The organism is Roseateles sp. NT4 (assembly GCF_051857475.1).
In the GTDB taxonomy this organism is placed as follows: domain Bacteria; phylum Pseudomonadota; class Gammaproteobacteria; order Burkholderiales; family Burkholderiaceae_C; genus Pelomonas.
Genome location: NZ_JBPZGZ010000002.1, coordinates 1,047,767 through 1,071,662, shown reverse-complemented (window position 1 = coordinate 1,071,662; position 23,896 = coordinate 1,047,767). Strand labels below are relative to the sequence as shown.

At 67.0% G+C, this 23,896-nt stretch carries 22 protein-coding genes; 18 read left to right on the top strand and 4 right to left on the bottom strand.

Annotated features, from left to right (window positions below):
• Positions 1-147: 147 nt before the first annotated feature.
• Entirely contained in the window at positions 148-672 is a 525-nt protein-coding gene (locus ACS5PN_RS14680; RefSeq protein WP_439464710.1) for a YgjV family protein, read from the top strand.
• Here the strand turns inward: ACS5PN_RS14680 and ACS5PN_RS14675 are convergent.
• Positions 629-1,513, bottom strand: coding sequence for a YihY/virulence factor BrkB family protein (locus tag ACS5PN_RS14675; RefSeq protein ID WP_439464709.1), 885 nt, complete (start codon positions 1,511-1,513; stop codon positions 629-631). The two genes, ACS5PN_RS14680 and ACS5PN_RS14675, sit on opposite strands and share 44 nt — an antisense overlap.
• Before the next feature lie 127 nt (positions 1,514-1,640).
• Between ACS5PN_RS14675 and ACS5PN_RS14670 the strand changes: the two genes are divergently transcribed.
• Together ACS5PN_RS14670 and ACS5PN_RS14665 are read left to right on the top strand one after the other, a co-directional pair.
• Complete coding sequence (locus ACS5PN_RS14670; RefSeq protein ID WP_439464708.1) at positions 1,641-2,798, top strand: AI-2E family transporter; 1,158 nt, start codon at positions 1,641-1,643, stop codon at positions 2,796-2,798.
• A gap of 22 nt (positions 2,799-2,820) precedes the next feature.
• Positions 2,821-3,957, top strand: coding sequence for a diguanylate cyclase (locus tag ACS5PN_RS14665; protein WP_439464707.1), 1,137 nt, complete (start codon positions 2,821-2,823; stop codon positions 3,955-3,957).
• Between the two features lie 132 nt (positions 3,958-4,089).
• On the opposite strand, the gene ACS5PN_RS14660 is transcribed toward ACS5PN_RS14665, so the two are convergent.
• Positions 4,090-5,028 carry an MBL fold metallo-hydrolase gene (locus ACS5PN_RS14660; RefSeq protein WP_439464706.1) on the bottom strand — a complete coding sequence of 313 codons (939 nt, stop codon included), beginning with the start codon at positions 5,026-5,028 and terminating at the stop codon, positions 4,090-4,092.
• A 259-nt stretch (positions 5,029-5,287) separates the two neighbouring features.
• Here ACS5PN_RS14660 and ACS5PN_RS14655 point away from each other — a divergent pair, with 259 nt between their 5' ends.
• Positions 5,288-7,477: a TonB-dependent receptor gene (locus ACS5PN_RS14655; RefSeq protein ID WP_439464705.1), complete on the top strand. Its 2,190-nt coding sequence runs from the start codon at positions 5,288-5,290 to the stop codon at positions 7,475-7,477.
• Between the two features lie 105 nt (positions 7,478-7,582).
• Here ACS5PN_RS14655 and ACS5PN_RS14650 read toward each other — a convergent pair whose 3' ends face one another.
• Positions 7,583-7,876 (bottom strand): hypothetical protein, encoded by a 294-nt coding sequence (locus ACS5PN_RS14650; protein ID WP_439464704.1) that lies wholly within the window; start codon positions 7,874-7,876, stop codon positions 7,583-7,585.
• A gap of 258 nt (positions 7,877-8,134) precedes the next feature.
• Here ACS5PN_RS14650 and ACS5PN_RS14645 point away from each other — a divergent pair, with 258 nt between their 5' ends.
• The 14 genes from ACS5PN_RS14645 to ACS5PN_RS14580 all read left to right on the top strand — a co-directional run bounded on the left by ACS5PN_RS14645 (position 8,135) and on the right by ACS5PN_RS14580 (position 22,863).
• Complete coding sequence (locus ACS5PN_RS14645) at positions 8,135-9,637, top strand: sigma-54 interaction domain-containing protein (protein WP_439464703.1); 1,503 nt, start codon at positions 8,135-8,137, stop codon at positions 9,635-9,637.
• Positions 9,638-9,702: 65 nt separating this feature from the next.
• Positions 9,703-10,029, top strand: a complete 327-nt coding sequence (locus ACS5PN_RS14640; protein ID WP_439464702.1) for a hypothetical protein — start codon at positions 9,703-9,705, stop codon at positions 10,027-10,029.
• 191 nt (positions 10,030-10,220) lie between these two features.
• Complete coding sequence (locus tag ACS5PN_RS14635; RefSeq protein WP_439464701.1) at positions 10,221-11,420, top strand: substrate-binding domain-containing protein; 1,200 nt, start codon at positions 10,221-10,223, stop codon at positions 11,418-11,420.
• 104 nt (positions 11,421-11,524) lie between these two features.
• Complete coding sequence (locus tag ACS5PN_RS14630; RefSeq protein ID WP_439464700.1) at positions 11,525-13,024, top strand: extracellular catalytic domain type 2 short-chain-length polyhydroxyalkanoate depolymerase; 1,500 nt, start codon at positions 11,525-11,527, stop codon at positions 13,022-13,024.
• Positions 13,025-13,030: 6 nt separating this feature from the next.
• A complete protein-coding gene (locus ACS5PN_RS14625) occupies positions 13,031-13,774 on the top strand; it encodes an ABC transporter ATP-binding protein (RefSeq protein ID WP_439464699.1) in 744 nt (247 codons plus the stop codon).
• Entirely contained in the window at positions 13,771-14,505 is a 735-nt protein-coding gene (locus ACS5PN_RS14620; protein ID WP_439464698.1) for an ABC transporter ATP-binding protein, read from the top strand. The genes ACS5PN_RS14625 and ACS5PN_RS14620 overlap by 4 nt, the downstream gene beginning before the upstream one ends.
• A gap of 402 nt (positions 14,506-14,907) precedes the next feature.
• Positions 14,908-15,882, top strand: coding sequence for a branched-chain amino acid ABC transporter permease (locus ACS5PN_RS14615; protein ID WP_439464697.1), 975 nt, complete (start codon positions 14,908-14,910; stop codon positions 15,880-15,882).
• The gene (locus tag ACS5PN_RS14610) at positions 15,882-16,973 is read left to right on the top strand and encodes a branched-chain amino acid ABC transporter permease (RefSeq protein ID WP_439464696.1); all 1,092 of its coding nucleotides are present in this window, start codon (positions 15,882-15,884) and stop codon (positions 16,971-16,973) included. The genes ACS5PN_RS14615 and ACS5PN_RS14610 overlap by 1 nt, the downstream gene beginning before the upstream one ends.
• A complete protein-coding gene (locus ACS5PN_RS14605; RefSeq protein WP_439464695.1) occupies positions 16,970-17,812 on the top strand; it encodes an alpha/beta fold hydrolase in 843 nt (280 codons plus the stop codon). Before ACS5PN_RS14610 ends, ACS5PN_RS14605 begins: the two co-directional genes overlap by 4 nt.
• Before the next feature lie 60 nt (positions 17,813-17,872).
• Positions 17,873-18,643 carry an ABC transporter ATP-binding protein gene (locus tag ACS5PN_RS14600; RefSeq protein WP_439464694.1) on the top strand — a complete coding sequence of 257 codons (771 nt, stop codon included), beginning with the start codon at positions 17,873-17,875 and terminating at the stop codon, positions 18,641-18,643.
• Positions 18,644-18,971: 328 nt separating this feature from the next.
• Entirely contained in the window at positions 18,972-19,685 is a 714-nt protein-coding gene (locus ACS5PN_RS14595; protein ID WP_439464693.1) for an ABC transporter ATP-binding protein, read from the top strand.
• Between the two features lie 23 nt (positions 19,686-19,708).
• Positions 19,709-20,905, top strand: a complete 1,197-nt coding sequence (locus ACS5PN_RS14590) for an ABC transporter substrate-binding protein (RefSeq protein ID WP_439464692.1) — start codon at positions 19,709-19,711, stop codon at positions 20,903-20,905.
• Positions 20,906-21,001: 96 nt separating this feature from the next.
• Positions 21,002-21,889 (top strand): branched-chain amino acid ABC transporter permease, encoded by an 888-nt coding sequence (locus ACS5PN_RS14585; protein ID WP_439464691.1) that lies wholly within the window; start codon positions 21,002-21,004, stop codon positions 21,887-21,889.
• On the top strand, positions 21,886-22,863 hold the full coding sequence (locus tag ACS5PN_RS14580) for a branched-chain amino acid ABC transporter permease (protein WP_439464690.1): 978 nt from the start codon (positions 21,886-21,888) through the stop codon (positions 22,861-22,863). The genes ACS5PN_RS14585 and ACS5PN_RS14580 overlap by 4 nt, the downstream gene beginning before the upstream one ends.
• Here ACS5PN_RS14580 and ACS5PN_RS14575 read toward each other — a convergent pair whose 3' ends face one another.
• Entirely contained in the window at positions 22,864-23,778 is a 915-nt protein-coding gene (locus tag ACS5PN_RS14575) for a LysR family transcriptional regulator (RefSeq protein WP_439464689.1), read from the bottom strand.
• Between the last annotated feature and the right edge of the window lie 118 nt (positions 23,779-23,896).

The following is a 23,896-nucleotide window of genomic DNA, read 5'->3' as shown; positions in this document are numbered from 1 at the left end:
CAACAGCGCCATTTCTCCCATGAAAACGGGCCTTGAGAGAGGGCTGAAAGCGACGCCTGTTCGCTGCTCGCCAATCAGCAGACTGCTGCGAAATCAACAGTTCGCTGTTGATCCGGCAACAGCGCGGCCCGTCGACAATCCCGCCCGATGTCGGACTGGTTCTCCCTCGCCCAGCTGCTGGGCTATGTCGCTTTCGTGCTCGGTGTCGCCTGCTTCCTGCAGACCGACGACCGCCGCTTCAAGCTCTTCATGACGGGCGAATGCATCGCCTACATCGCCCACTTCGCGCTGCTGGGCAACCCGACGGCGGTGGCGAGTTCGTCGCTGTCCATGCTGCGCTCGCTGGTGTCGCTCTACACCCGCGCGAAGTGGGTGGCCGTCGCCATCGTGGCGGCCAATGTCGGCTTCGGCCTGGCCATCGCTCACCAACCCAGCGACTGGCTGCCGTTGACGGCCTCGTGCCTGGGCACTATCGCCTTGTTCACGCTGCAGGGCGTGCCGATGCGGCTGCTGATGATGTGCGGCACAGGCCTGTGGATCGCCAACAACGTCATCGTCGGCTCCATCGGCGGCACGGCGCTGGAGGTGGTCATCGCGGTCATCAACCTGACGACCATCGTGCGGATGCTCAGGTCTCCACCGCCTCCCCCAGCCGCTCAAACTCCGCAATGACCTGGGCGCCGAGCAGCAGCAGCGTGGCGCCCACTTCCAGGCTCAGCAGCACGGCGATGGCCGTCGTCAGTGAGCCGTAGACGGTGCCGATCTGCGACAGCGTGCCGAAGTACCAGACCAGCACATGCCGCGACAGCTCCCACAGCAGGGCCGCGGCCAGCGCACCGATCAGGGCCAACGACAGCGAAGGCCGCCCGCCGGGCATGACCATGTAGACCGAGGCCAGTACGAAGACCTCGCCGGCAAAGCCCAGCAGATACAGCATGACGCCGGACACGCCGTCCAGCGACCAGATGAAGCCGAGGAACTCCACTTCGCGCTGCCCCAGGGCCTGGAAGCGGCCGGCCACCAGGGTCACCAGCAACAGGCCCAGGCTCAGGCAGAGGATGTAGACGTAGGGGATCAGGGCCGACATCAGGAAGTGGCGCCGCCGCTGCTGGCGACGGTGATGGAAGATCCCCGACATCGCGCTTTCCAGCACCGAGAAGGCCAGGGAGCTGAAGAACAGCATGCTGGCCAGCAGCACCCAGCCCATCACCTCGCGGTGGTCCAGGAAGCGCGCCAGCTCGGCCACGATGGCGGCCGACTGGCCCGGGATCAGCCATTCCAGGTAATGACCCACCGTCTGCAGCAGCCGGGCCTGCTCGACCCAGTGCGACAGCGCGATGACGCTGAGGATCATCAGCGGCACGATGGACAGCAGCGCGTAATAGGCCACGGCACCGGCCAGCAGCAGGCCCTGGTTGGCGCGGAAAGCCTTCAGCGTCTGCCAGGCAAAGGCCCAGGGGTTGAGCAGCAGGCGGGCCGTCTGGCGCGCAAACCTGTGGGTGAAACGACTCATGCCGTGAGGGTCGGCCCGAGCCGGCGTCGCGGCTTGTCGGCGGCCACAACGCGCCCATGTCGGACGGCGCCTCGACGCGCTGATGCGTCCGCCCCAGTGGGTGTAACAGCGCGTACGCTGTGGCGCCATGAGCACCCAGCCGCCCCTCATTGAAACGACATTGCCCGCCGGCGAGCCGCTGCGCCTGCACATGCCGGTGGACGTGCGCAGCATGTCGCTGGCACTGCTGGCGCTGGTGGCCGTGCTGTTCGCCCTGCATGTGGCCGGTGCCTTCTTCGTGCCGGTGCTGCTCGGCGTGATGCTGAGCTATGCGCTGAATCCGCTGGTCGACCGGCTGCAGAAGCTGCGCCTGCCGCGCGCCCTGGCCTCGGCCCTGCTGCTGCTCGGTCTGGTGGGCGGCGTGGGCTGGACGGGCTATGCACTGTCCGACGACGCCAGCAAGCTGCTGGAATCGCTGCCGGTCGCGGCAGAGAAGGTCAAGTCCGCCCTGGCGGCGCGCCGGCCCGGCGCCAGCAGTGCGCTGGACCAGGTGCAGAAGGCCGCCACGCAACTGGAGCAGGCGGCCGAGTCCAGCGCGCCGGCGCCGGCAAGCGCCAGTTCGCGCGGTATCACCCGCGTCGTCGTCGAGAGGCCGCGCTTCAACCTGCACGACTATCTCTGGACCGGCACGGTCGGTCTGCTGGCCATGGCAGGTGCGGCAACCGTGGTGGTCTTCATCGCCTTCTTCCTGCTGTCGGCGGGCGACACCTTCCGGCGCAAGCTGGTGCACCTCGCCGGCCCGACCTTTGCCAAGCGCCGCCTGACGGTCCAGACCCTGGACGAGATCGGCGCTCAGATCCAGCGCTATCTGATGGTGCAGGCCTTCACCAGCGCGATGGTGGGCCTGACCATCTGGCTGGCCTTCATGGCCGTGGGCGTGGAACACGCCGCGGTCTGGGGCGTGGTCGCCTTCGTCGGGGACTTCATTCCCTACATCGGCGCGGCCCTGCTGACGACCAGTTCGGGGCTGATGAGCTTCGTGCAGTTCGGCAGCGTCGACATGGCCATGCTGGTGTCAGGCATTGCCCTGGGCGTACACACGCTGTCGGGCAATCTGCTGATGCCTTACCTGAGCAGCCGAAGCAGCCGCATGAACCCGGTCGCCGTCTTCATCGGCGTGCTGGCCTTCGGCTGGCTGTGGGGACTGTGGGGACTGCTGCTGGGCGTGCCCATCCTGGCCAGCACCAAGGCGGTGTGCGACCGGGTGGAGGGCTTGCAGCCCGTCGGTGAGCTGCTGGGGGCTTGATCCCGGCTGATACTCGAGGCTCATGAGCGCATCGCCGCCGCCTTCCGCCTCAGCTGCCGAGCCCGACGACACCGAAGTGCAGCGCATCGCGTTCGCGCAATGCGTGGCGACGCTGCGCCGCACGCTGCTCACAACACCGCTGGGCTGGGGGCTGGTGGTGTGGGTGTGCTGGGGTCAGGTCTCGCAGCCCGCCCTGCTGGCCTGGCTGGGCCTCGCACTGGCGGGATGGGTGACGGGCCATGTGCTGCTGTTGCGCATCCTGCGCCAGGGCACCGACGTCAAACGCCACCACCTGCTGCTGCTGGCCGTGGCCGTCATCGACGGTGCCTGCTGGGGCGCCATGGCGCCGCTGCTGATGGGGGCCAACGCCATCCTCAATGCCTCGCTGGCGGCCATCCTGTGCGGCGTGTCGGCCGTCAACGCGCCGGTCTACATCACCCGCATCCCGGTCTACTTTGCGCAATGCGGCGGGCTGTGGCTGGCGGTGCTGACGGCCCTGCTGCGCGTGCCCACGCCCGCGCTGATCGACATGGCCGCCCTGGGCCTGGCCCTGCTGCTCGGGCTGCTGTGCTTCTATCTGCACGGCATCGGCGCCCGCGTCGTCGAAGGCATACGCCTGCAACTTGCCAATGCCGCGCTGGCCGCGCAGCTGGGCGAAGCGCTGGCCGCCATGGCCGAGCAGGCCGCGACCGACGCGCTGACCGGCATGCCCAACCGCCGTTCGCTGGACCAGACCCTGGCCGCCCAGCTGTCGATGGCCGAGCGCGAGGGCCGACCCTTCGCCGTGCTGATGCTGGACCTGGATCACTTCAAGACCGTCAACGACACCCACGGCCATGCGGTGGGTGATGCGGTGCTGCGCGCCTTCGCCCAGCGCGTGCAGGCCCAGCTGCGGCGCTCGGACGTCTGCTCGCGCTACGGTGGTGAGGAATTCGCCGTTGTGCTGGCCGGCACGTCAGCCGCACTGGCGCTGGACACCGCCGAGCGCCTGCGCCTGGCCGTGGCCGGTGCACCGCTGGTGCCCGGCGTTGCAGTCACGGTGTCCATCGGCGTGGCCAGCTGGCGCAAGGGTGACGACGCGGCTGGCCTGCTGGCGCGCGCCGACGCCGCCCTCTACGCGGCCAAGCGCGCCGGCCGCGACCGCGTCTCGGCCGGCTGAGCAATTGCTTTTCGGGCCGAGCGCCGGGCCGCTCCCTAGCCGGCCCGCGTTGGCGATGTGCAAGCGGCCCGATGCCGCTTGCATCGCCGTCCCCCTCGGGGGACCGGCCAAGGTATTCCTTGGGCGAGGGGCTTAACGATTGGCCGAGTAATTGACCGGCAGCCAGTCGTAGCCCTTGCCATCCACGCGCAGCTTGCCGATGCCGGGGAAAGACACATGGGTCACGGCCACGTAGTAGCCGTCCTTGGCGGCGGCGGCATAGGCCTTCTCTCGCGCGGGGGCAGCGGCCTTGGGGTCGGAATCGAAGCTCATGGTCACGGCCGGCTCGGGGAACTGCACCGCGGCGACGTGCATCAGGTCGCCCCAGAACATCATCTTCTGGCCCTTGCTCTCGGCGACGTAGTTGCTGTGGCCGGGCGTGTGGCCGTAGGCTGGATAGGCCTTGACGCCGGGCACGATCTCGACGCCTGCGGCACTGCCCTCGAAGGGTTTGAAGCGGCCAGCGTCGGCATAGGCCTTCACATTGGCGGCGATGGCCTTGGCGCCGTCGCCCTTGGCGACCTGTTCGGGCGCCAGCCAGAAATCGGCGTCGCGCTTGTCGACACGCAGCGTGGCGTTGGGGAAGTTGGCCTTGCCGTCGGCGCCGGTGCCGCCGATGTGGTCGCCGTGCATGTGCGTGATGACGATCTCGTCGACCTGGTCGGGCGTGTAGCCCGAGGCCTTCAGGTTGGCCAGCACGCGGCCCAGCGTCGGGCCGAACAGGCCGGAGGCGCCGGTGTCGACGAGGACGATCTTGCTGCCCGTGTTGATCAGGTAGGCGTTGACCGAGGTCTCCAGCGGCACGCCGAGGTAGGCGTGCTGCAGGGCCTTGACCGTGTTGGGCGCGGGCTGCTGCAGCAGCTTGTCGACGGGCAGGTCCAGGGTGCCGTCGTTCAGCGCGGTGATCTCGAAATCGCCCAGCTGCAGGCGATACCAGCCCGGCGCTTGGCCCTTGAGCTGCGGGCCGGCGGCGAGGGCCGTCGTGACGCTGAAACCAAGAGCGAGGGCAGCGGGAAGCAGGCGTTTGAGCATCGTTGTCTCCGGGGGGTGGATGGGGTGCGGCGCAGGATAGCGGCGCCCGCGCGGCCCTGCAGCCCCCAGGGGTTGTCGTCCGGTTTCCGGACAGCGGTGGCCGGCGCCCATGACTGGAATCCGGACAGTGCCGCCTCTTCAGACGCCCAAATCGCGGGTTAGCTCGCAAGGGTTTGCCTGTAACTCGCCCCGAATTGGCGCGGGCATGCCTCTTGCGCTTGGGCTCCTGGTTCCGCACACAACAACCAGGAGACAAGCCATGACCCGACGCCAGCCTGCGCGTTCGCCTCTGCATTTCGCCGTCCTCGCCGCCCTCGGTGCCACGATCGCCCTGCCGGCTGCCGCGCAAACCGCCGCCGAACCCGCGATCACGACGCTGGACGTCGTCAAGGTCACGGCACGCAAGCGCGAGGAGTCGCTGCAGGATGTGCCCGTGGCCGTGACGGCGCTGACCGCCGATCAACTCGACAAGCTCGCCATCAAGGACCTCGGCGACCTGCAGGGCCAGGTGCCCAACCTGACCATCTACGCCGCCCGCGGTAGCAACACGACGATCACGACCTTCATCCGCGGCGTCGGCCAGGCCGACCCGCTGTGGGGCGTGGACCCGGGCGTGGGCATCTATTTCGACGACGTCTACATCGCTCGCCCGCAGGGTGCGCTGCTGGATGTCTACGACGTGCAGCGTGTCGAAGTGCTGCGCGGCCCGCAGGGCACGCTGTACGGCAAGAACACCATCGGCGGCGCGGTGAAATACGTGTCCAAGCCGCTTCCCACGCAGACCGAGGGGCAGGTGACGCTGGCCATCGGCAACTACGGCCAGGTGACGGCCAAGGCCGGCGTCGGCACGGCGGTCAACGATGGCCAGATCCGCTTCCGTGTGGCCGGCGCCAGCCTGAACCGCGAGGGCTACGGCAGGGACACGACCGACGGCACGCCGGTCAGCGACCAGTCGACCATGAGCGGCCGCTTGTCCATGGGCTGGTTCCCGACCGGCTCCAGCTTCAATGCCCAGGTGTCGGTGGATCGCACCCAGGACAACTCGCACATGCGCGGCTTCCAGCGTCTGGCCGTCAACGCCTTCGACCCCGCCAAGACGCCGCCCGGCACCAACCGCTACGACATCGCCAGCGGCATGCCCAACGCCAACGGCACCAAGAGCGAGGGCGAGTCGCTGACGCTGAACTGGGGCGCCAGCGGCGACTGGAGCCTGAAGTACATCCTGGCGCATCGCGAGTCGGACACCAACACCTCCATCGACTTCGACGGCCTGCCGGCCAAGATCGCCGATGTGCGCGCCGAGTACCACGACAGCTCGCAGAGCCACGAGCTCCAGGCCGTCTACGAAGGCGACAACAGCTCGGGCGTCGTGGGCCTGTACTACTTCGACGGACGCGCCGGCGGCACGGTACGCAACAACTTCTTCAACCTGAGCTTCGGCACCACCAACGGCCAAGTCTTCACCCAGGGCAAGGCCATCTTCGGCGACTGGAGCTGGCGCCTCGGCCCGGTGTTCTCGGTCAGCGCCGGCCTGCGCTACACCCGCGAGGACAAGCGCGCCGTCGTGCTGAACCAGGCCTTCGCCAACGACCAGTTCAGCGGCACGCCCATCGCCGTGCCGGCCAACTTCGACAAGGAGCGTTCGGTCACCAACACCTCGCCGCGCCTGTCCCTCGAATACAAGGCCAGCAAGGAGATCAAGCTCTACACGACGGCCTCGCGCGGCTTCAAGAGCGGCGGCTACAACATCCGCGCCAACACCGTCTCCTTCCCGTCGTCGGGCCGGCCCTTCGAGGACGAGAAGCTCGACTCGCTGGAGCTCGGCGCCAAGATGGTGCTGGACGGCGGCCGGCTGGAGCTGAACACCGCCGTCTTCCACAACAAGTACAAGAATGTGCAGCTGTCGGTGTTCACCAGCTACACGACGCCCACCGGCCAGCCCGGCTTCTTCGGCGACTTCACCAACGCCGGCAAGGCGACGGTGCAGGGCGCCGAACTCGAGTTCCTGTGGATGCCGACGCAGGCCTGGCGCCTGAGCGGCAACCTGGCCACGCTGAACGCCAAGTACGACGAGTACATCGACCGCGGCGTCAACGTGGCCGACCAGAAGAAGTTCAGCAACACGCCCAAGTTCCAGGCCAGCCTGAACGTCGAACACAACGCCAAGCTCGGCATCGGAACGCTGCGCTCGCGCCTGGGCGTCAGCCACCGCAGCAAGGTCTACCCGACCACCGACCTGTCCGAGGCCCTGGCCCAGGACGCCTACACCCTGGTCAACGCCGGCTTGATCTGGGAGAAGGATGCCAAGCTGAGCTTCTTCCTGCAGGGCAACAACCTGACCAACAAGGCCTACAAGACCGACGGCTACAACATCGCCGCCCTGGGCGTGCTGGACGCCTTCTACGGCCCGCCGCGGACGTTCACGATTGGCGGCACCTTCAAGTTCTGACGTTGGGTTAGTGGGTTGCCTTCTCGGAGAGTGTGGTTACTCGATGCATTGCCGGGAGTCCGTCCCGGCGGCCGGGTAACTTTCTTCTGCGGGGCCAGAAGAAAGTCACCAAAGAAGAGGCCCTGAACCGCACACGAGCACCAGAACGCCATGAACGGCGCGCGAAAACACCCGCTGGCGTAGCGGCAAGAAGCGACCCGCTTCGCTCTCGCTGCTGACCCTATCACCAGCACCAAAGATCGAACCACCAGTCCGATGAACGCGCGGCTGCACGCCGGGCTCACGAGAAATGCCAAATGCAGCGTCGCTCGGGCGACGCGGCTGTTCGGTATTTCCTGATGAGCCCGGCGTGCAGCCGGCGTTAACGGTGGTGAAGCGGCGATCAGTGATGGTCGTCACAGGGACAGCAGCGAGAGCGCAGCGGGTCGCGTGTGGGCATGGCCCAGTTCCGAGCATCGCGAGCGCAAGACACCACTCGAGTGCGGATTGCGTTAGCGCTCCTCTTTTGGTGACTTTTCTCTGGCGCGTCAGAGAAAAGTTACCCGCCCTGCCGGGGCGGACTCCCGGCGCCACACTCGCCACCCGCCCGAAGTACCGAGCACCAGCATCAATACGCCAAGTGGCGCCCACCGCCCGCCGCGCTACATTCCCGCCGTCATGCCCCTGTCCAAAAACCAGACACCCGCGCCCGCCGGCATCCCCCAGGATGTCAACGGGCTGCTGCGCCTGGCCGCGCGGTCCATGTTCGACGTGCTGGCGCGGTCGACGGAAGGGATGATGGTCATCGACCGCAACCACCGCGTCGTCTGGATCAGCGAGGGCTACAAGCGCTTCCTGCCGGCCCTGGGCTTCAACGACGAGCACGAGTTCGTCGGCAAGCGGGTGGAGGACGTCGTCCCCAACACGCAGATGCTGCAGGTGCTGGAGAACGGCAAGCCCGTCCTCGTCGACCTGCTGACCAACAAGGCCGGCACCTTCCTGGTCAGCCGGCTGCCGCTGCGCAACGACGACGGCGAAGTGATCGGAGCGCTCGGACTCGTGCTTCTCGACCACCCCGAGACAACCATGCAGCCGCTGATCCAGAAGTTTGCGCGGCTGCAGCAGGAGCTGGAGGACACGCGCCGCCAGCTCGCCGCCCAGCGCCGGCCCAAGTACACGATCGCCAGCTTCATCGGCGCCAGCCCAGCGGCGCTGGAAGTGAAGCGCCAGGCCCGCCGCGTGGCCCAGACCGACTCCACCGTGCTGCTGCTCGGCGAGACCGGCACCGGCAAGGAGCTGATGGCCCACGCCATCCACTCGGCCTCGCGCCGCGCCCACCGGCCACTGGTGGGCGTCAACATCGCCGCCGTGCCCGAGACCTTGCTGGAGGCCGAGTTCTTCGGCGTCGCCCCCGGCGCCTACACCGGCGCCGACCGCAAGGGCCGCGACGGCAAGTTCAAGCTGGCCGACGGCGGCACGCTGTTCCTGGACGAGATCGGCGACATGCCGCTGGCGCTGCAAAGCAAGCTGCTGCGCGTGCTGCAGGAGCAGGAGGTGGAGCCGCTGGGCAGCAACACCGTCATGCGCGTGGACGTGCGCGTGATTGCCGCCACCAGCCGCGACCTGGCCGCCATGGTCGCCGCCGGGCAGTTCCGCGCCGACCTCTACTACCGCCTCAACGTGCTGCCCATCCGCGTGCCGGCCCTGCGCGAGCGCCTGGACGACATCGAGGCCCTGGCCGAGGCCCTGGGCGAAGACATCGCTCGCCGCAGCGGCATGCCGCAGAAGCTGCTCAGCCCCGACGCCATCGAATGGCTGATGCAGCAGGCCTGGCCCGGCAATATCCGCGAGCTGCGTAACACGCTGGAGCAGGTCAGCCTGATGAGCGACGACATGCAGCTGACGGCCGCGCATTTCCAGGGCGGAGCGGTGGCGCCGATGGCGACGGCAGTCGCTGCCGCGCCGGCATCTCAACCGGTCGCACCCGCCGTCACGACGGCACAGGCCGTGGCGCCGCTGCCCGAGCTGATCGAAGCGCTGGAGCGCGACGCGATTGCCCGCGCGCTGCAGGCGACGGGCGGCAATCGCATGGCGGCCGCGCGGTTGCTGCAGATTTCGCGGGCGTCGTTGTATGAGAGGCTGGCGAGGTGGCCGGAGCTGGAGCGGGCCGCCGAAACATGAGGCGGGCCTTTCCAGGTACGCGCTTCTCCAGGGCCGCGGCCGCCGGCCTCCTTCTACCTCTCGCGTTGGCCATCACCCGCATCAGTTGGTCTTCGCTCTCCGATTGGACGGCGCAGGTGAGCATGCACTGGCTGCTGATGGCGACACCGCAGATACCGTTCGCGTTGATTGGCGGTTTGAGCCCTCGGCTTCGACCGTGGATGTGGGGGCCGCTAACGGCGCTTTGCGTGCTGCTGCTGGCCTATCACGCTTGGGTGCAATGGTGGGTGCCCCAGACTGAACGCCACTTTGCACAGCTGTTCTACGCCACTCTGGTGCTGCCCATCGCGCTGCTGATGCTCATCTCTCAATTCGCTTGGCATCTTCTGACCAGAACCAGGACGACACGTTGATTCGTGTCTACATTTCAGACGCCGCCTGGCATTCAGACACCCCCGTCGAGCCGAAACCCGCCATATTCGCGGGTGAACCCGTAGAGAAACCGCCCCCTGCGACCCTTCCCCGCCGGGCACGGCCCTTGCAGAAAGGGAAGCTGAACGTCTGCCGACAGAGCAGGCCTGACGAACTTCTGGAGACAAGCCCCATGCGCTTCACCATGCGCCGCTTTGCCCTTGCGATCAGCCTTGCTGCCCTCGCATTGCCGACCCTGGCCCCGGCCGCCGGCAACGAAATCCGCATCGCCCACGTCTACAGCAAGACCGGCCCGCTGGAGGCTTATGGCAAGCAGACGCAGACCGGCTTCATGATGGGCCTGGACTACGCCACCGGCGGCACCATGACGGTGGCGGGCAAGAAGCTCGTCGTCATCGAGAAGGACGACCAGGGCAAGCCCGATGTGGGCAAGAGCCTGCTGGCCGCGGCCTATGGCGACGACAAGGCCGACATCGCCGTCGGGCCGTCGTCCAGCGGCGTGGCCCTGGCCATGCTGCCAGTCGCCGAGGAGTACAAGAAGATCCTGCTGGTGGAGCCCGCCGTCGCCGACTCCATCACCGGCGACAAGTGGAACAAATACATCTTCCGCACCGGCCGCAACTCCAGCCAGGATGCCATCGGCAATGCCGTCGCGTCAGACATCCAGGGTCTCAACATTGGCATCCTGGCCCAGGACTACGCCTTCGGCCGCGACGCCGTGAAGGCCTACAAGGAAGCGCTGAAGAAGGCCAAGATCGTCCACGAGGAATACCTGCCCACGGCGACGACCGACTTCACCGCCGGCATCCAGCGCCTGGTGGACGCGCTGAAGGACAAACCCGGCCCCAAGGTCATCGCCGTCGTGTGGGCCGGCGCCACGCCGCCCTTCGGCGCGCTGGCCGCACTGGACCTGCAGAAGCGCTACGGCATCGCCGTCGGCTCGGGCGGCAACATCCTGCCGGCCATGACGGCCTACAAGCAGTTCCCCGGCATGGAAGGCGCCACCTACTACTACTTCGGCATCCCGAAGAACCCGGTCAACGAATGGCTGGTGGCCAACCACTACAAGCAGTTCAAGCAGCCGCCCGACTTCTTCACCGCTGGCGGCATGAGCGCGGCCATCGCCCTGGTCGAGGCCCTGAAGAAGACCAATGGCGACACGGCCACCAACAAGCTCATCAAGACCATGGAAGGCATGAGCTTCGAGACGCCCAAGGGCAAGATGACCTTCCGCGCGGAGGACCACCAGGCCCTGCAGTCCATGTACCACTTCCGCATCAAGGTCGACCCCGCCTTCCCCTGGGGCGTGCCGGAGCTGGTGCGCGAGATCAAGCCGGAAGAGATGAACGTGCCGATCCGCAACAAGCGCTGATCCGCCCCACTCCCGCACCCCACACGACGCATCGAGGAAGCCCCGGACATCACGGGGCCTGAGAAGAGCTGTACCCATCCAAAGCCTTCGAAGGAGACAAACCCATGTCGTTCGGACCCAAGAAAACACTCTGGCTGTTGGCCGCTGCGCTCACGGGCGCGGCGAACGCCGCCGTGACCCTGCCCGCCCTCAACATCGACACCAGCAGCATCTCGGTGTCGGGCCTGTCCTCGGGCGGCTTCATGGCCAACCAGCTGGGCTATGCCCACTCGGCCACCTTCAAGGGCGTCGGCGTCTTCGCCGGCGGCCCGTACATGTGCGCGGGCCACAGCAACTACACGGCCTGCATGTACAACGCCAGCATCAGCGCCAGCCAGCTCAGCACCATGCAGGGCGACATCAACAACTGGAGCGGCAGCAGCATCGACGCCAAGGCCAATGTCGCGGCACAGAAGGTCTACCTCTTCGTCGGCAGCAGCGACACCACCGTCGGCCCCAACCCGATGGATGCGGTCAACACGCAGTACGGCAACAACGGCGCCACGCCTCAGTACGTGAAGCGGGCCGGCACGGCCCATGTCTTCCCGACCGATTTCGACGCCACCGGCAACAACAGCTGCTCGACCGCCGCCTCGCCCTACATCAGCAACTGCGGCTACGACGGCGCCAAGGCCGCCCTCACACAGTTCTACGGCACGCTGAACGCCCGCAACGATGCGCCGGCCGCGGCCAACTACATCGAGTTTGACCAGACCGCCTACAGCGCCGGCAACCCCGGCATGGCCGCCACCGGCTGGATCTATGTGCCGGCCGCATGCTCGGGCGGCGCCAGCCAGTGCAAGCTGCATGTGGCCCTGCACGGCTGCCAGCAGAGCTACGGCAACATCGGCGACAAGTTCATCAAGAACACCGGCTACACGCGCTGGGCCGACACCAACAAGATCGTGGTCCTGTTCCCGCAGACCAAGGTCGACAACACCAGCCACAGCACCGCCGCCAGCGGCTCGCTCGCCAACCCCAATGCCTGCTGGGACTGGATAGGCTGGTATGGCGCCGACTTCGCCCGCAAGAGCGGCGTGCAGATCACGGCCCTCAAGGCCATGGTGGACCGCGTCGCCTCCGGCACCGGTTCGGGTGGCGGCGGTGGAGGTGGCGGCACCACGCTGCCGGCGCCGACCGGCGTGGCGACCTCGGGCGCCACCACCAGCAGCATGGTCGTCAGCTGGGCTGCCGTGACCGGTGCGAGTGGCTACAACGTCTATCGCGCCAGCACCAAGGCCAACGCCTCGCTGGTGACGGCGACCAACTTCACGGACACCGGCCTGGCCGCGGCAACCACCTACAGCTGGACGGTGCGCGCCGTCGATTCCGCGGGCGCCGAGGGCACGACCTCCGCACCCGCCACCGGCACGACGTCGGGCACGGCGGCCACCTGCTACACATCCAGCAACTACGCCCACACGACCGCCGGCCGCGCGACGCAGTCCGGCGGCTACACCTACGCCAAGGGCAGCAACCAGAACATGGGGCTGTGGAATACCTTCACGACGACGACGCTGAAGCAGACCGGCCCAGCCTACTACGTGATCGGCACCTGTCCATGAGCACCGATGCTTGAAACGAAGAATCTCACCATCCGCTTCGGCGGCCATGTGGCCGTCGATGGCGTGTCCTGCGCCTTCCAGCCCGGCACGCTGACGGCCATCGTCGGCCCCAATGGCGCAGGCAAGACGACCTACTTCAACCTGATCTCGGGCCAATTGCCGGCGAGCAGCGGCGAGGTCTGGCTGGATGGTGAGAACCTGACAGGCCAACCCGCGCCGGTGCGCACCCGCCGCGGCCTGGGTCGGGCCTTCCAGCTGACCCAGCTCTTCGCCCACCTGAGCGTGCTGGAGAACGTGCGACTGGCCGTCCAGGCGCGCCAGGGCAAGGGGCTGCGCATGCTGTCGGTGTGGCTGTCGCACAAGGAGCTGATAGCCGAGGCTCGCGCCATCCTTGAGCGCGTGCGCCTGGCCTCGCGCGCCGACGACCTGGCCGCGAGCCTGCCGCATGGAGACCAGCGCAAGCTGGAAGTGGCCATGCTGATCGCCCTCGACCCCAAGGTCTATCTCTTCGACGAACCGACCGCCGGCATGAGCGTGGACGAAGTGCCCGTCGTGCTGGACCTGATCCGCGCACTGAAGGCCGAGAAGAAGCACACCCTGCTCTTGGTGGAACACAAGATGGACGTGGTGCGCGAACTGGCCGACCGCATCATCGTGCTGCACCAGGGCAAGCTGGTGGCCGACGGCGACCCCGACACCGTCATCGCCTCGCCCATCGTGCAAGAGGCGTATCTTGGGGTGGCCGCATGAACCTTCTTGAATTGAAGGGCGTCCACACCCACGTCGGGGCGTATCACATCCTCCACGGCGTCGACCTCGACGTGCCCGCGGGTCAGGTGACGATGCTGCTGGGCCGCAATGGCGCCGGCAAGACCAGCACCCTGCGCACGTTGATGGGCCTGTGGACGGCGAGCAGCGGCTCGGTGACGTTCAAGGGCCAGGACATCACCAAGATGGCCACGCCCGACATCGCCTCGCGCGGCATCGCCTATGTGCCCGAGACCATGGGCATCTTCGGCGAGCTGACGGTGGCGGAGAACCTGCTGCTGGCGGCACGCGGCGCGAAGAAGCTGGCCGAGCTGGACGCGTCGCGCCTGGACTGGCTGTTTGGCTTCTTCCCCGCGCTGAAGACCTTCTGGGGCCATCCGGCCGGCAAGCTGTCGGGCGGCCAGAAGCAGATGCTGGCCATCGCCCGCGCGCTGATCGAGCCCCGCGAGTTGCTGGTCATCGACGAGCCGAGCAAGGGGCTGGCGCCGGCCATCGTGCTGAATCTGATTGAAGCACTGAGGTCGGTGAAAGCAAGCGCTGGCACGACGGTGCTGCTGGTGGAGCAGAACTTTCGGGTCGCCGCGGAGCTGGGCGACCAGGTGGCGGTGATGGATGACGGCAAGGTGGTGCATCGCGGGGCGATGGCTGAGTTGATTGCGGATGCGGGGTTGCAGCAACGGTTGCTGGGGTTGTCTTTGGGAGCGCACCAATGAGTGGGTTTGCTTTTGCGACGAGCCTCCCCAACCGGTGCAGTGCCGCGGGAATCCGCCCCGCGAGGGCGGGTAACTTTTCTCTGACGCGCCAGAGAAAAGTCACCAAAAGAGAAGCGCTCAACGCAATCCGCACTCGAGTGGCGGCATGCGCTCGCGATGCTCGGATTGGTCCATGCCCACACGCGACCCGCTGCGCTCTCGCTGCTGTCCCTATCACCAACGCCATCCATCGCACCACCAGGCCGCTGAACGCGCGGCTGCACGCCGGGCTCACCAGAAAGCCAAAGACAGCGTCGCTCGGGCGACGCGACGAACATCACCGTTCGGAACGTCGCCCCAGCGACGCGGCACTGCACCGGGTCAGAAGGCTCTTCGCAAGAGCACCCTTTTGACGGACGCCCCATGAAACTCGACCCACGCCCCCTCGCACTTCTTGCAGCAATCATGCTGCTCGCCCTGCCCCTGACCGGCAGCGCCAGCACCTGGCTCAACCTGACCCTGGCCGGCATCGCCATGGGCTTGATCATCTTCGTCATAACCTCGGGCCTGACCCTGGTCTTCGGCCTGATGGACGTGCTGAACTTCGGCCACGGCGTCTTCATCGCCCTCGGTGCCTTCATGGCCACCACGGTGCTCGCCGCGATGGCGCCGTGGGCCAGCAGCCCAGACGTCTTCGCCAACCTCGCTGCACTGGCAACAGCCTGCCTCGCCGGCATGGCCATCGCCGCTGCCGTCGGCGTGGTCTTCGAGCGCGTGCTGGTACGGCCCGTCTACGGCCAGCACCTGAAGCAGATCCTCATCACCATGGGCGGCATGATCATTGGCGAGGAGCTGATCAAGGCGACCTGGGGCGCCCAGCTGATTCCGCTGCCGATGCCGGATGCGCTGCGCGGCATCTTCCTGCTGGGCGACGTGGCGGTGGAGAAGTTCCGCGTGCTGTCCATGCTCATCGGCATCGCCGTGCTCATCGCACTGCTGCTGGTGCTGAACCGCACCAAGATCGGCCTGCTGATCCGCGCCGGCGTGCAGGACCGCGAGATGGTCGAGGCCCTGGGCTATCGCGTGCGCCGCCTCTTCGTTGGCGTCTTCGTAGCCGGCGCCGCGCTGGCGGGCCTGGGCGGTGTGCTATGGGGCCTGGTGCAGCAGGGCGTCACGCCGCAGATCGGCGCCCAGGTCAACCTGCTGCTCTTCATCGTCATCATCATCGGCGGCCTGGGCTCGACGGTGGGCTGCCTGGTCGGCGCGCTGCTGGTCGGGCTGATGGCCAACTACGTCGGCTTCATCGCCCCCAAGGCGGCGCTGTTCTCCAACATCGGGCTGATGGTTGCCATTCTTCTCTGGCGTCCCCAGGGCCTCTACCCGGTGGGAGCCAAGTGATGATCCGCTCGCTGCTCTCCCACGACCTGCCGCGCAGCCGCATCCTCGGCGCGTTGCTGATCGCCTGCTTCTTCGGCCTGCTCGGTGCGCCCTTCATCTTCCCCGGCACCCAGGCCCTGAACGTCGCAGCCAAGATCCTGGTCTTCATCCTGCTCGTCGCCAGCTACGACCTGCTGCTGGGCTACACCGGCATCGTCAGCTTCGCCCACACGATGTTCGTCGGCATCGGCGCCTACGGCATCGCCATCGCGTCGACACGGCTGGGGTCGGACTGGACGTCGCTGGGCATGGGCTTCATCGCGGCCCTCGCGCTGAGCGCCGTGCTGGCCCTGGCCATGGGCCTGGCCAGCCTGCGCGTGAAGGCCATCTTCTTCGCCATGATCACGCTCGCCGTCGCTTCGGCCTTCATGACCCTGGCCTCGCAGCTGAGCGACTTCACCGGTGGCGAGGACGGCCTGAACTTCCAGCTGCCCGAGGCGCTGAAGCCGTCGACGGAGTTCATGGACGCCCCGGTCCTGGGTGTCATGCTGGACGGCCGGCTGCTGACCTACTACCTGCTCTTCGTCGCCGTCGCCGCCTTGATCGCGCTGCTGCTGCGCATCGTCAACTCGCCCTTCGGCCGCGTGCTGCAGGCCATCCGCGAGAACGAGTTCAGGGCCGAGGCCATCGGGTATCGGACCGTCGTCTATCGCACCGGCGCCAATGTCATCGCAGCCCTGCTGGCCTGCTGTGGCGGCGCCCTGCTGGCCCTGTGGCTGCGCTACACCGGCCCCGAGACGGCCATGAGCATGGAAATCATGCTGGACCTGCTGCTCATCGTCGTCATCGGCGGCATGGGCTCCATCTACGGCGCCGTCATCGGCAGCGTGCTCTTCATCGTCGCGCAGAACTATCTGCAGGCCCTGCTGAAAGGCGCGGGCTTGCTGGTCGAGGGCGTGCCTGTCTTGAGCACGCTGGTTTCGCCCGACCGCTGGCTGCTGTGGCTGGGCCTGCTCTTCGTGCTGGCCGTCTACCACTTCCCCGGCGGCATCGTCGGGCGGCTGCGGCTCGCGGCGTGGACGCGCGCCAGGGGAGAAAAGAAAACATCATGAGATCGCGTTACCTGAACTGCCTGGGTCGCGAGATCCACGTCACGCAATGGGGTGACCCGCGCACGCCCACCGTCATCGCCTGGCATGGCCTGGCGCGCAGCAGCCGCGACTTCGACGACTTCGCGTCCGCCATCGCCCATCGCTGGCATGTCGTTTGCCCCGACACCCTGGGCCGCGGCCTGTCGCAATGGGCCGTCGACCCGGCGCGCGAATACTGCCTGAGCTTCTACGTCGAGCAGGCGGAAGCCCTGATGGACCAGCTCGGCCTGACCAAGGTGCATTGGGTCGGCACGTCAATGGGTGGGGCCATCGGGACGCTCGGCGCGGCGACCCGGCTGCGCGGCCGCATCAAGCGCCTGGTGCTGAACGACAACGGCCCCGAGCTGGCCGCGCCGGCCCTGGCGCGCATCAAGAGCTATGCCGGCCAGCCGCCGAGCTTTGCCACGGTGAGCGAACTGGAGGCCTATTTCCGCGAGATCTACGCCAGCTTTGGTCACCTGAGCGACACGCAGTGGCGCCACCTCACCGAGACCTCGCTGCGCCGGCTGCCCGACGGTCGGGTGACGACGCATTACGACCCGGCCATGGCCGATCAATTCGATCACCATCCCGAGGACTACAGCCTGTGGGAGGCCTGGGACCAGCTCGACCTGCCCGTGCTCTGTCTGCGCGGCGAGGACTCGACGCTGCTGACCGCCGAGACCGCCCAGGCCATGCGCGAACGCGGCCCGCGCGCAGCCGTCGCCCTGATCCCCGGCTGCGGCCATGCACCCGCCTTGAACACGCCCGAGCAGATCGGTTTGATCGAACGTTTCCTCTCTGCGGACCAGACCCCGTGAATGCCCGTAAGCCAGCGTCAGGCTTCAAGGCCTAGAGTCGCGCAGCCAACCCGGAAGTCCATGAGCGAATTCATCCTCGAGACCCAGGACCTGACCAAGGAGTTCAAAGGCTTTACCGCCGTCGACTCGGTCAACCTGCGCGTGCAGCGCGGTCACATCCATGCCCTGCTCGGCCCCAACGGCGCCGGCAAGACCACCTGCTTCAACCTGCTGACCAAATTCCTGACGCCGACGCGCGGGCGCATCGTGTTTGCCGGCAATGACATCACCGGCGAGAGCTCGGCCCAGATCGCGCGCCGCGGCGTCATCCGGTCTTTCCAGATCTCCGCCGTCTTCCCCCACCTCACCGTGCTGGAGAACGTGCGCATCGGCCTGCAGCGCTTCACCGGCACCAGCTTCCATTTCTGGAAGGGGCTGACCGGCCTGAAGACGCTGGACGCCAAGGTGCTGTCGCTGCTGGAGCTCGTCGACCTGCGCGACATGGCGAATGTGAAGGCCGCCGACCTGCCCTATGGCCGCAAGCGGGCGCTGGAGATCGCCACCACCATGGCCATGGAGCCGCAGCTGATGCTGCTGGATGAACCGACGCAAGGCATGGGCCATGAAGACGTGGACCGCGTGACGGCGCTGATCAAGCGCGTGGCCGAGGGCCGCACCGTGCTGATGGTGGAACACAACATGAAGGTGGTGGCCAGCATCGCCGATCGCATCACCGTGCTGGCGCGCGGTGCCGTGCTGGCCGAGGGCGACTACGCCACCGTGTCCAAGCACCCCGCCGTGCTGGAGGCCTATATGGGCACCGAGGCGACTGAATTGGTGGGGGCGCATTGAGCTCATCAGGAAATACCGCGTCGCCCGAGCGACGCTGCATTGGGGTTTCTGGTGAGCCCGGCGTGCAGCCGCGCGTTCAGCGGCCCTCTGTTGCGGTGATTGGTGCTGGTGATAGGGACAGCAGCGAGAGCGCAGCGGGTCGCGTCTGGGCAGATACCGCTGTCTGTTTTCGCGCGCCTCTCATGGCGTCGTCGCGATGGTGTGCGGTTCAGGGCCTCTTCTTTGGTGACTTTCTTCTGGCCCCGCAGAAGAAAGTTACCCGGCCGCCGGGACGGACTCCCGGCAATGCAACGATGAGCCGCGCTCTTCGCCCAGCGAGCTGACAAGCATGGCCACCCCAGCCCTCGAAATCCAAAACCTCAACGCCTGGTACGGCGAAAGCCACATCCTGCACGGCATCAACCTCAGCGTGCAGCCCGGCCAGGTCGTCACGCTGCTGGGCCGCAACGGCGCCGGCCGCACCACGACGCTGCGCGCCATCATGGGCTTGACCGGAGCAAGAAAAGGCTCCATCAAGGTCCACGGTGAAGAGACCATCAACCTCTCCACCCACCGCATCGCCAACCTCGGCATCGGCTACTGCCCGGAAGAGCGCGGCATCTTCGCCAGCCTGTCGACCGAAGAGAACCTGCGCCTGCCGCCGCTGTTGAAGGCCAAGCGCGGCAAGGTCATGAGCGAGACCGAGATCTACGCGATGTTCCCCAACCTCGCCGAGCGCAAGCACAGCCCCGGCACGCGCCTGTCGGGCGGCGAGCAGCAGATGCTGGCCGTGGCGCGCATCTTGCGCACCGGCGCCGACATCCTGCTGCTGGACGAGATCTCCGAAGGCCTGGCCCCCGTCATCGTCCAGGCCCTGGCCCGCATGATCCGCGCGCTGAAGGCCCAAGGCTTCACCATCGTCATGGTGGAGCAGAACTTCCGCTTCGCCGCCCCGCTGGCCGACCACTTCATCGTCATCGAGCACGGCGAAGTCGTGCTGTCCTTCCCCGCAGCCGACCTGCCGGCCCACCAGGCCAAGATGGACGAGCTGCTCAGCGTCTAACCCGACCTTCAACTGGAGACATCATGAAGAAGACCCTCATTGCCGCAACACTGGCCGCCTGCGGCTTTGGCGCCCAGGCGCAGATCTCGGGCGACGTCATCAAGATCGGCTTCCTGACCGACATGTCCAGCGTCTACGCGGACATCGACGGCGCCGGCGGTGTCGAGGCCATCAAGATGGCCATTGCCGACCTGAAGGGCATGACCGCCGGCAAGAAGGTCGAGCTGATCTTTGCCGACCACCAGAACAAGGCCGACGTCGCCTCGGCCAAGGCACGCGAGTGGATCGACACCCAGGGCCTGGATCTGCTGATCGGCGGCACCAACTCGGGCGCCAACCTGGCCATGGCCACCGTCGCGGCCGAGAAGAAGAAGCCCTTCATCTCCATTGGCGCCGGCAGCTCGGCGCTGACCAATGCCAACTGCACGCCCTACACCATCCACTACGCCTACGACACCGTGGCCCTGGCCAACGGCACCGGCGGCGCAGTGACCAAGGCGGGCGGCAAGAACTGGTACTTCCTGACCGCCGACTACGCCTTCGGCGCGGCCCTGCAGGCCGACACCACGGCCGTTGTGCAGAAGAACGGCGGCACGGTCAAGGGCAGCGTCAAGCACCCGCTGAACGCCAGCGACTTCTCCAGCTTCCTGCTGCAAGCCCAAGGCTCGGGCGCCCAGATCCTGGGCCTGGCGAACGCTGGCGGCGACACCATCAACGCCGTCAAGGCCGCCAACGAGTTCGGCATCACCAAGGGCATGAAGCTCGCCGGCCTGCTGATGTTCATCAACGACGTGCACTCCCTGGGCCTGAAGACCACCGAGGGCATGTACCTGACCGACTCCTGGTACTGGAACCAGAGCCCCGAGGCCCGCGCCTGGAGCCGCCGCTTCTTCGAGAAGATGAAGCGCATGCCCTCGTCGCTGCAGGCCGCCGACTACTCGGCCGTGATGCACTACCTGAAGGCCGTCGAGGCGACCAAGACCGACGACGCCGACAAGGTCATCGCCAAGATGAAGGACACGCCGATCAAGGACTTCTACACGACTGGCACCATCCGCAAGGAAGACGGCCGCGGCATCCATGACATGTTCCTGATGCAGGTGAAGTCGGTGAAGGAATCGACGGAACCGTGGGACTACTACAAGGTCGTGACCAAGATCCCGGGCGACGAGGCTTTCACCAAACTCGCCGACTCGAAGTGCCCGCTGGTGAAGAAATGAACACAGCCACAGAGGCGCAGAGACACGGAGGAATTCCCTTTGCTGCTCTCTCCGTGCCTCTGTGTCTCTGTGGCCTATTCCTGAGACAAGCGTGACATGACAGAACTGTTTGGTATTCCCCTGCCGGCCCTCTTGGGTCAGCTGCTGCTCGGCCTGGTCAACGGCTCGTTCTACGCGATGCTGTCCCTGGGCCTGGCGGTCATCTTCGGCATGCTCAACATCATCAACTTCGCCCACGGGGCGCTGTACATGATGGGGGCCTTCTTCGCCTGGATGGGGCTGGAATACCTGGGGCTGAACTACTGGTTCATGCTCGGTCTCGCGCCCTTCGCCGTCGGCCTCATCGGCATCGTCATCGAACGCACGATGCTGCAGTGGCTCTACAAGCTGGACCACCTCTACGGCCTGCTGCTGACCTTCGGCATCACCCTGGTCATCGAAGGCGTGTTCCGCAGCGTCTACGGCGTCTCGGGCCAGCCCTACCAGGTGCCCGACGCGCTGCAGGGCGCCACCAACCTCGGCTTCATGATCCTGCCCAACTACCGCGGCTGGGTGGTGGTTGCTTCGTTGATCGTCTGCTTTGCGGTGTGGGCGCTGATCGAGAAGACGTCGCTGGGCGCCAAGCTGCGCGCCGGCACCGAGAACCCCAAGCTGGTGCAGGCCTTCGGCATCAATGTGCCGCGCATGGTGACGCTGACCTATGCCGGCGGCGTGGCCCTGGCGGCCTTTGCCGGCGTGCTGGCCGCACCCATCCTGCAGGTGTCGGCGCTGATGGGCTCCAACCTCATCATTGTGGTCTTCGCCGTCGTCGTCATCGGCGGCATGGGCTCCATCCTCGGCTCCATCCTGACCGGCCTGGGCCTGGGCATCGTCGAGGGCCTGACCAAGGTCTTCTATCCCGAGGCGTCCAACACCGTCGTCTTCGTCGTCATGGCCATCGTGCTTCTCGTCCGTCCGGCCGGGCTGTTCGGAAAAGAGAAATGAACGACAACAAGAAGCTCATCGGCTACGCCGCCCTCTTCATCGGCATCGCGCTGCTGCCGGCGCTGGGCGTCTATCCCGTCTTCGTCATGAAGGTGCTCTGCTACGCGCTGTTCGCCTGCGCCTTCAACCTGCTGGTGGGCTTCACGGGCCTGCTGTCCTTCGGCCACGCGGCCTTCCTGGGAACGGCCGGCTATGTCTGCGGCCATGCGCTCAAGGTCTGGGGCCTGCCGACGCCGGTCGGTCTCATCGCCGGCATGGCCGGCGCAGCCGCCGTGGGGCTGGTGTTTGGCCTGCTGGCCATCCGCCGCTCGGGCATCTACTTCTCGATGATCACGCTGGCCCTGGCCCAGATGCTGTACTTCTTCTTCCTGCAGGCGCCCTTCACGGGCGGGGAAGACGGCCTGCAGTCGGTGCCGCGCGGCAGCTTCCTCGGGCTGGACCTGCACAGCGACCTGACGCTGTTCTACGTCGTGCTCGGCATCTTCATCGCCGCCTTCTGGCTGATCTACCGCATCGTCCATTCGCCCTTCGGCCAGGTGCTGACCTCCATCCGCGAGAACGAGGCCCGCGCGACGTCGCTGGGCTACGACACCGCCCACTTCAAGCTGCTGGCCTTCGTGCTGTCCGCGGCCCTGGCGGGCCTGGCCGGCGCCACCAAGACCCTGGTGCTGGGCTTTGCGACGCTGACCGACGCGATCTGGACCACCTCCGGCCTCGTCATCCTGATGACGCTGGTGGGCGGCATGGGCACCCTCGTGGGCCCCATGGTCGGCGCCCTCGTCATCATTGCTCTGGAGAACAAGATCGGCGACTTCGGCAACTGGCTGGGCGAGTTGACCGGCGTGGCCTGGTTCAACAGCCTGGGCGAATCGGTCAGCCTCGTCACCGGGCTGATCTTCATCGTCTGCGTGCTGGCCTTCAGGCGCGGGCTGGTGGGTGAGGCGATGGCGCTGCTGGAGCGCAAGAAAGCCTGATCACATCTGGGCAGCAATCACCTCGGCCGAGATGAAATCCGGCCGGTTCAGCCGCTCCCGCCACCAGCTCAAGGCCGGCCCGTTGTCCGCCGTGCGCCAGGCCAGATGAAAGCGCTGCGGTGGCCGCGCCTCGGCCAGGCTCTTGCAGCGCAGCCGGCCCGCGTCCAGGTGCGGCTGCGCGATGCACAGCGGCAGGTGGCCGCAGCCCAGGCCGGCGAGCTGGGCCTGGAGCTTGGCGTCCAGGTCGGGCACGCTCAGCGCCGGCTGGCCGGCTGCCACGTTGAGGCTGCGTGCTGGCAGGCGGTGTGAACTGTCCGCCATGCTGACGACACGGTGTGGCTGAATCTGCTCCCAGGTCAGCGGTTCGGGCGCATCGGCCAGCGGGTGACCCGGCGCCACGCAGAAGGCCACCTCCAGCTCGCCCAGCGGACGCACCGACAGGCCCACGCCCGCCGGCGGCTCGCCCACCGCACCCACGGCCAGGTCGGCCCGGCGCGTGACGAGTGCATCCCAGCAGCCGCCCAGCACCTCGCGGCTGAAGCGCAGTTCGGTCTCGGGGTGATCGCCCGCAAAGCGCGCGGCCTCTGGCACCAGCAGCGCGAAGGGGACGGTCACGTCCGCCGCGATGCGCAGCGTCGTCTCCCAGCCCCGCTCCATGCGCAGCGCGCGCACCTCCAGCGCCTGGGCGGCGCGCAGCAGCTGGCGGCCGTCGTCCACCATCAGTCGGCCGGTCGGCGTCAGCACGGCGCGGTGGCCGCTGCGGTCGAACAGCGTCACGCCGAGGTCGGACTCGAGCTTCTGCACCTGGTAGCTGATGGCCGAGCTGACGCGGTGCAGCTCCTCGGCGGCCGCCGCGAAGCTGCCGCGGCGGTCGATGGCGTCCAGCACCATCAGCACTTCCAGGCTGAGTTTCATTGGTCAGATTATTTGATCAAGTCGATGAGAAAGCATCGCTATCTTCACCCGGGCGGCCTGCCTAGAGTAGCGGCACGCCTGAGGAATTCCCGAAGGCAGCTTGCAGTTCAAATTTTTG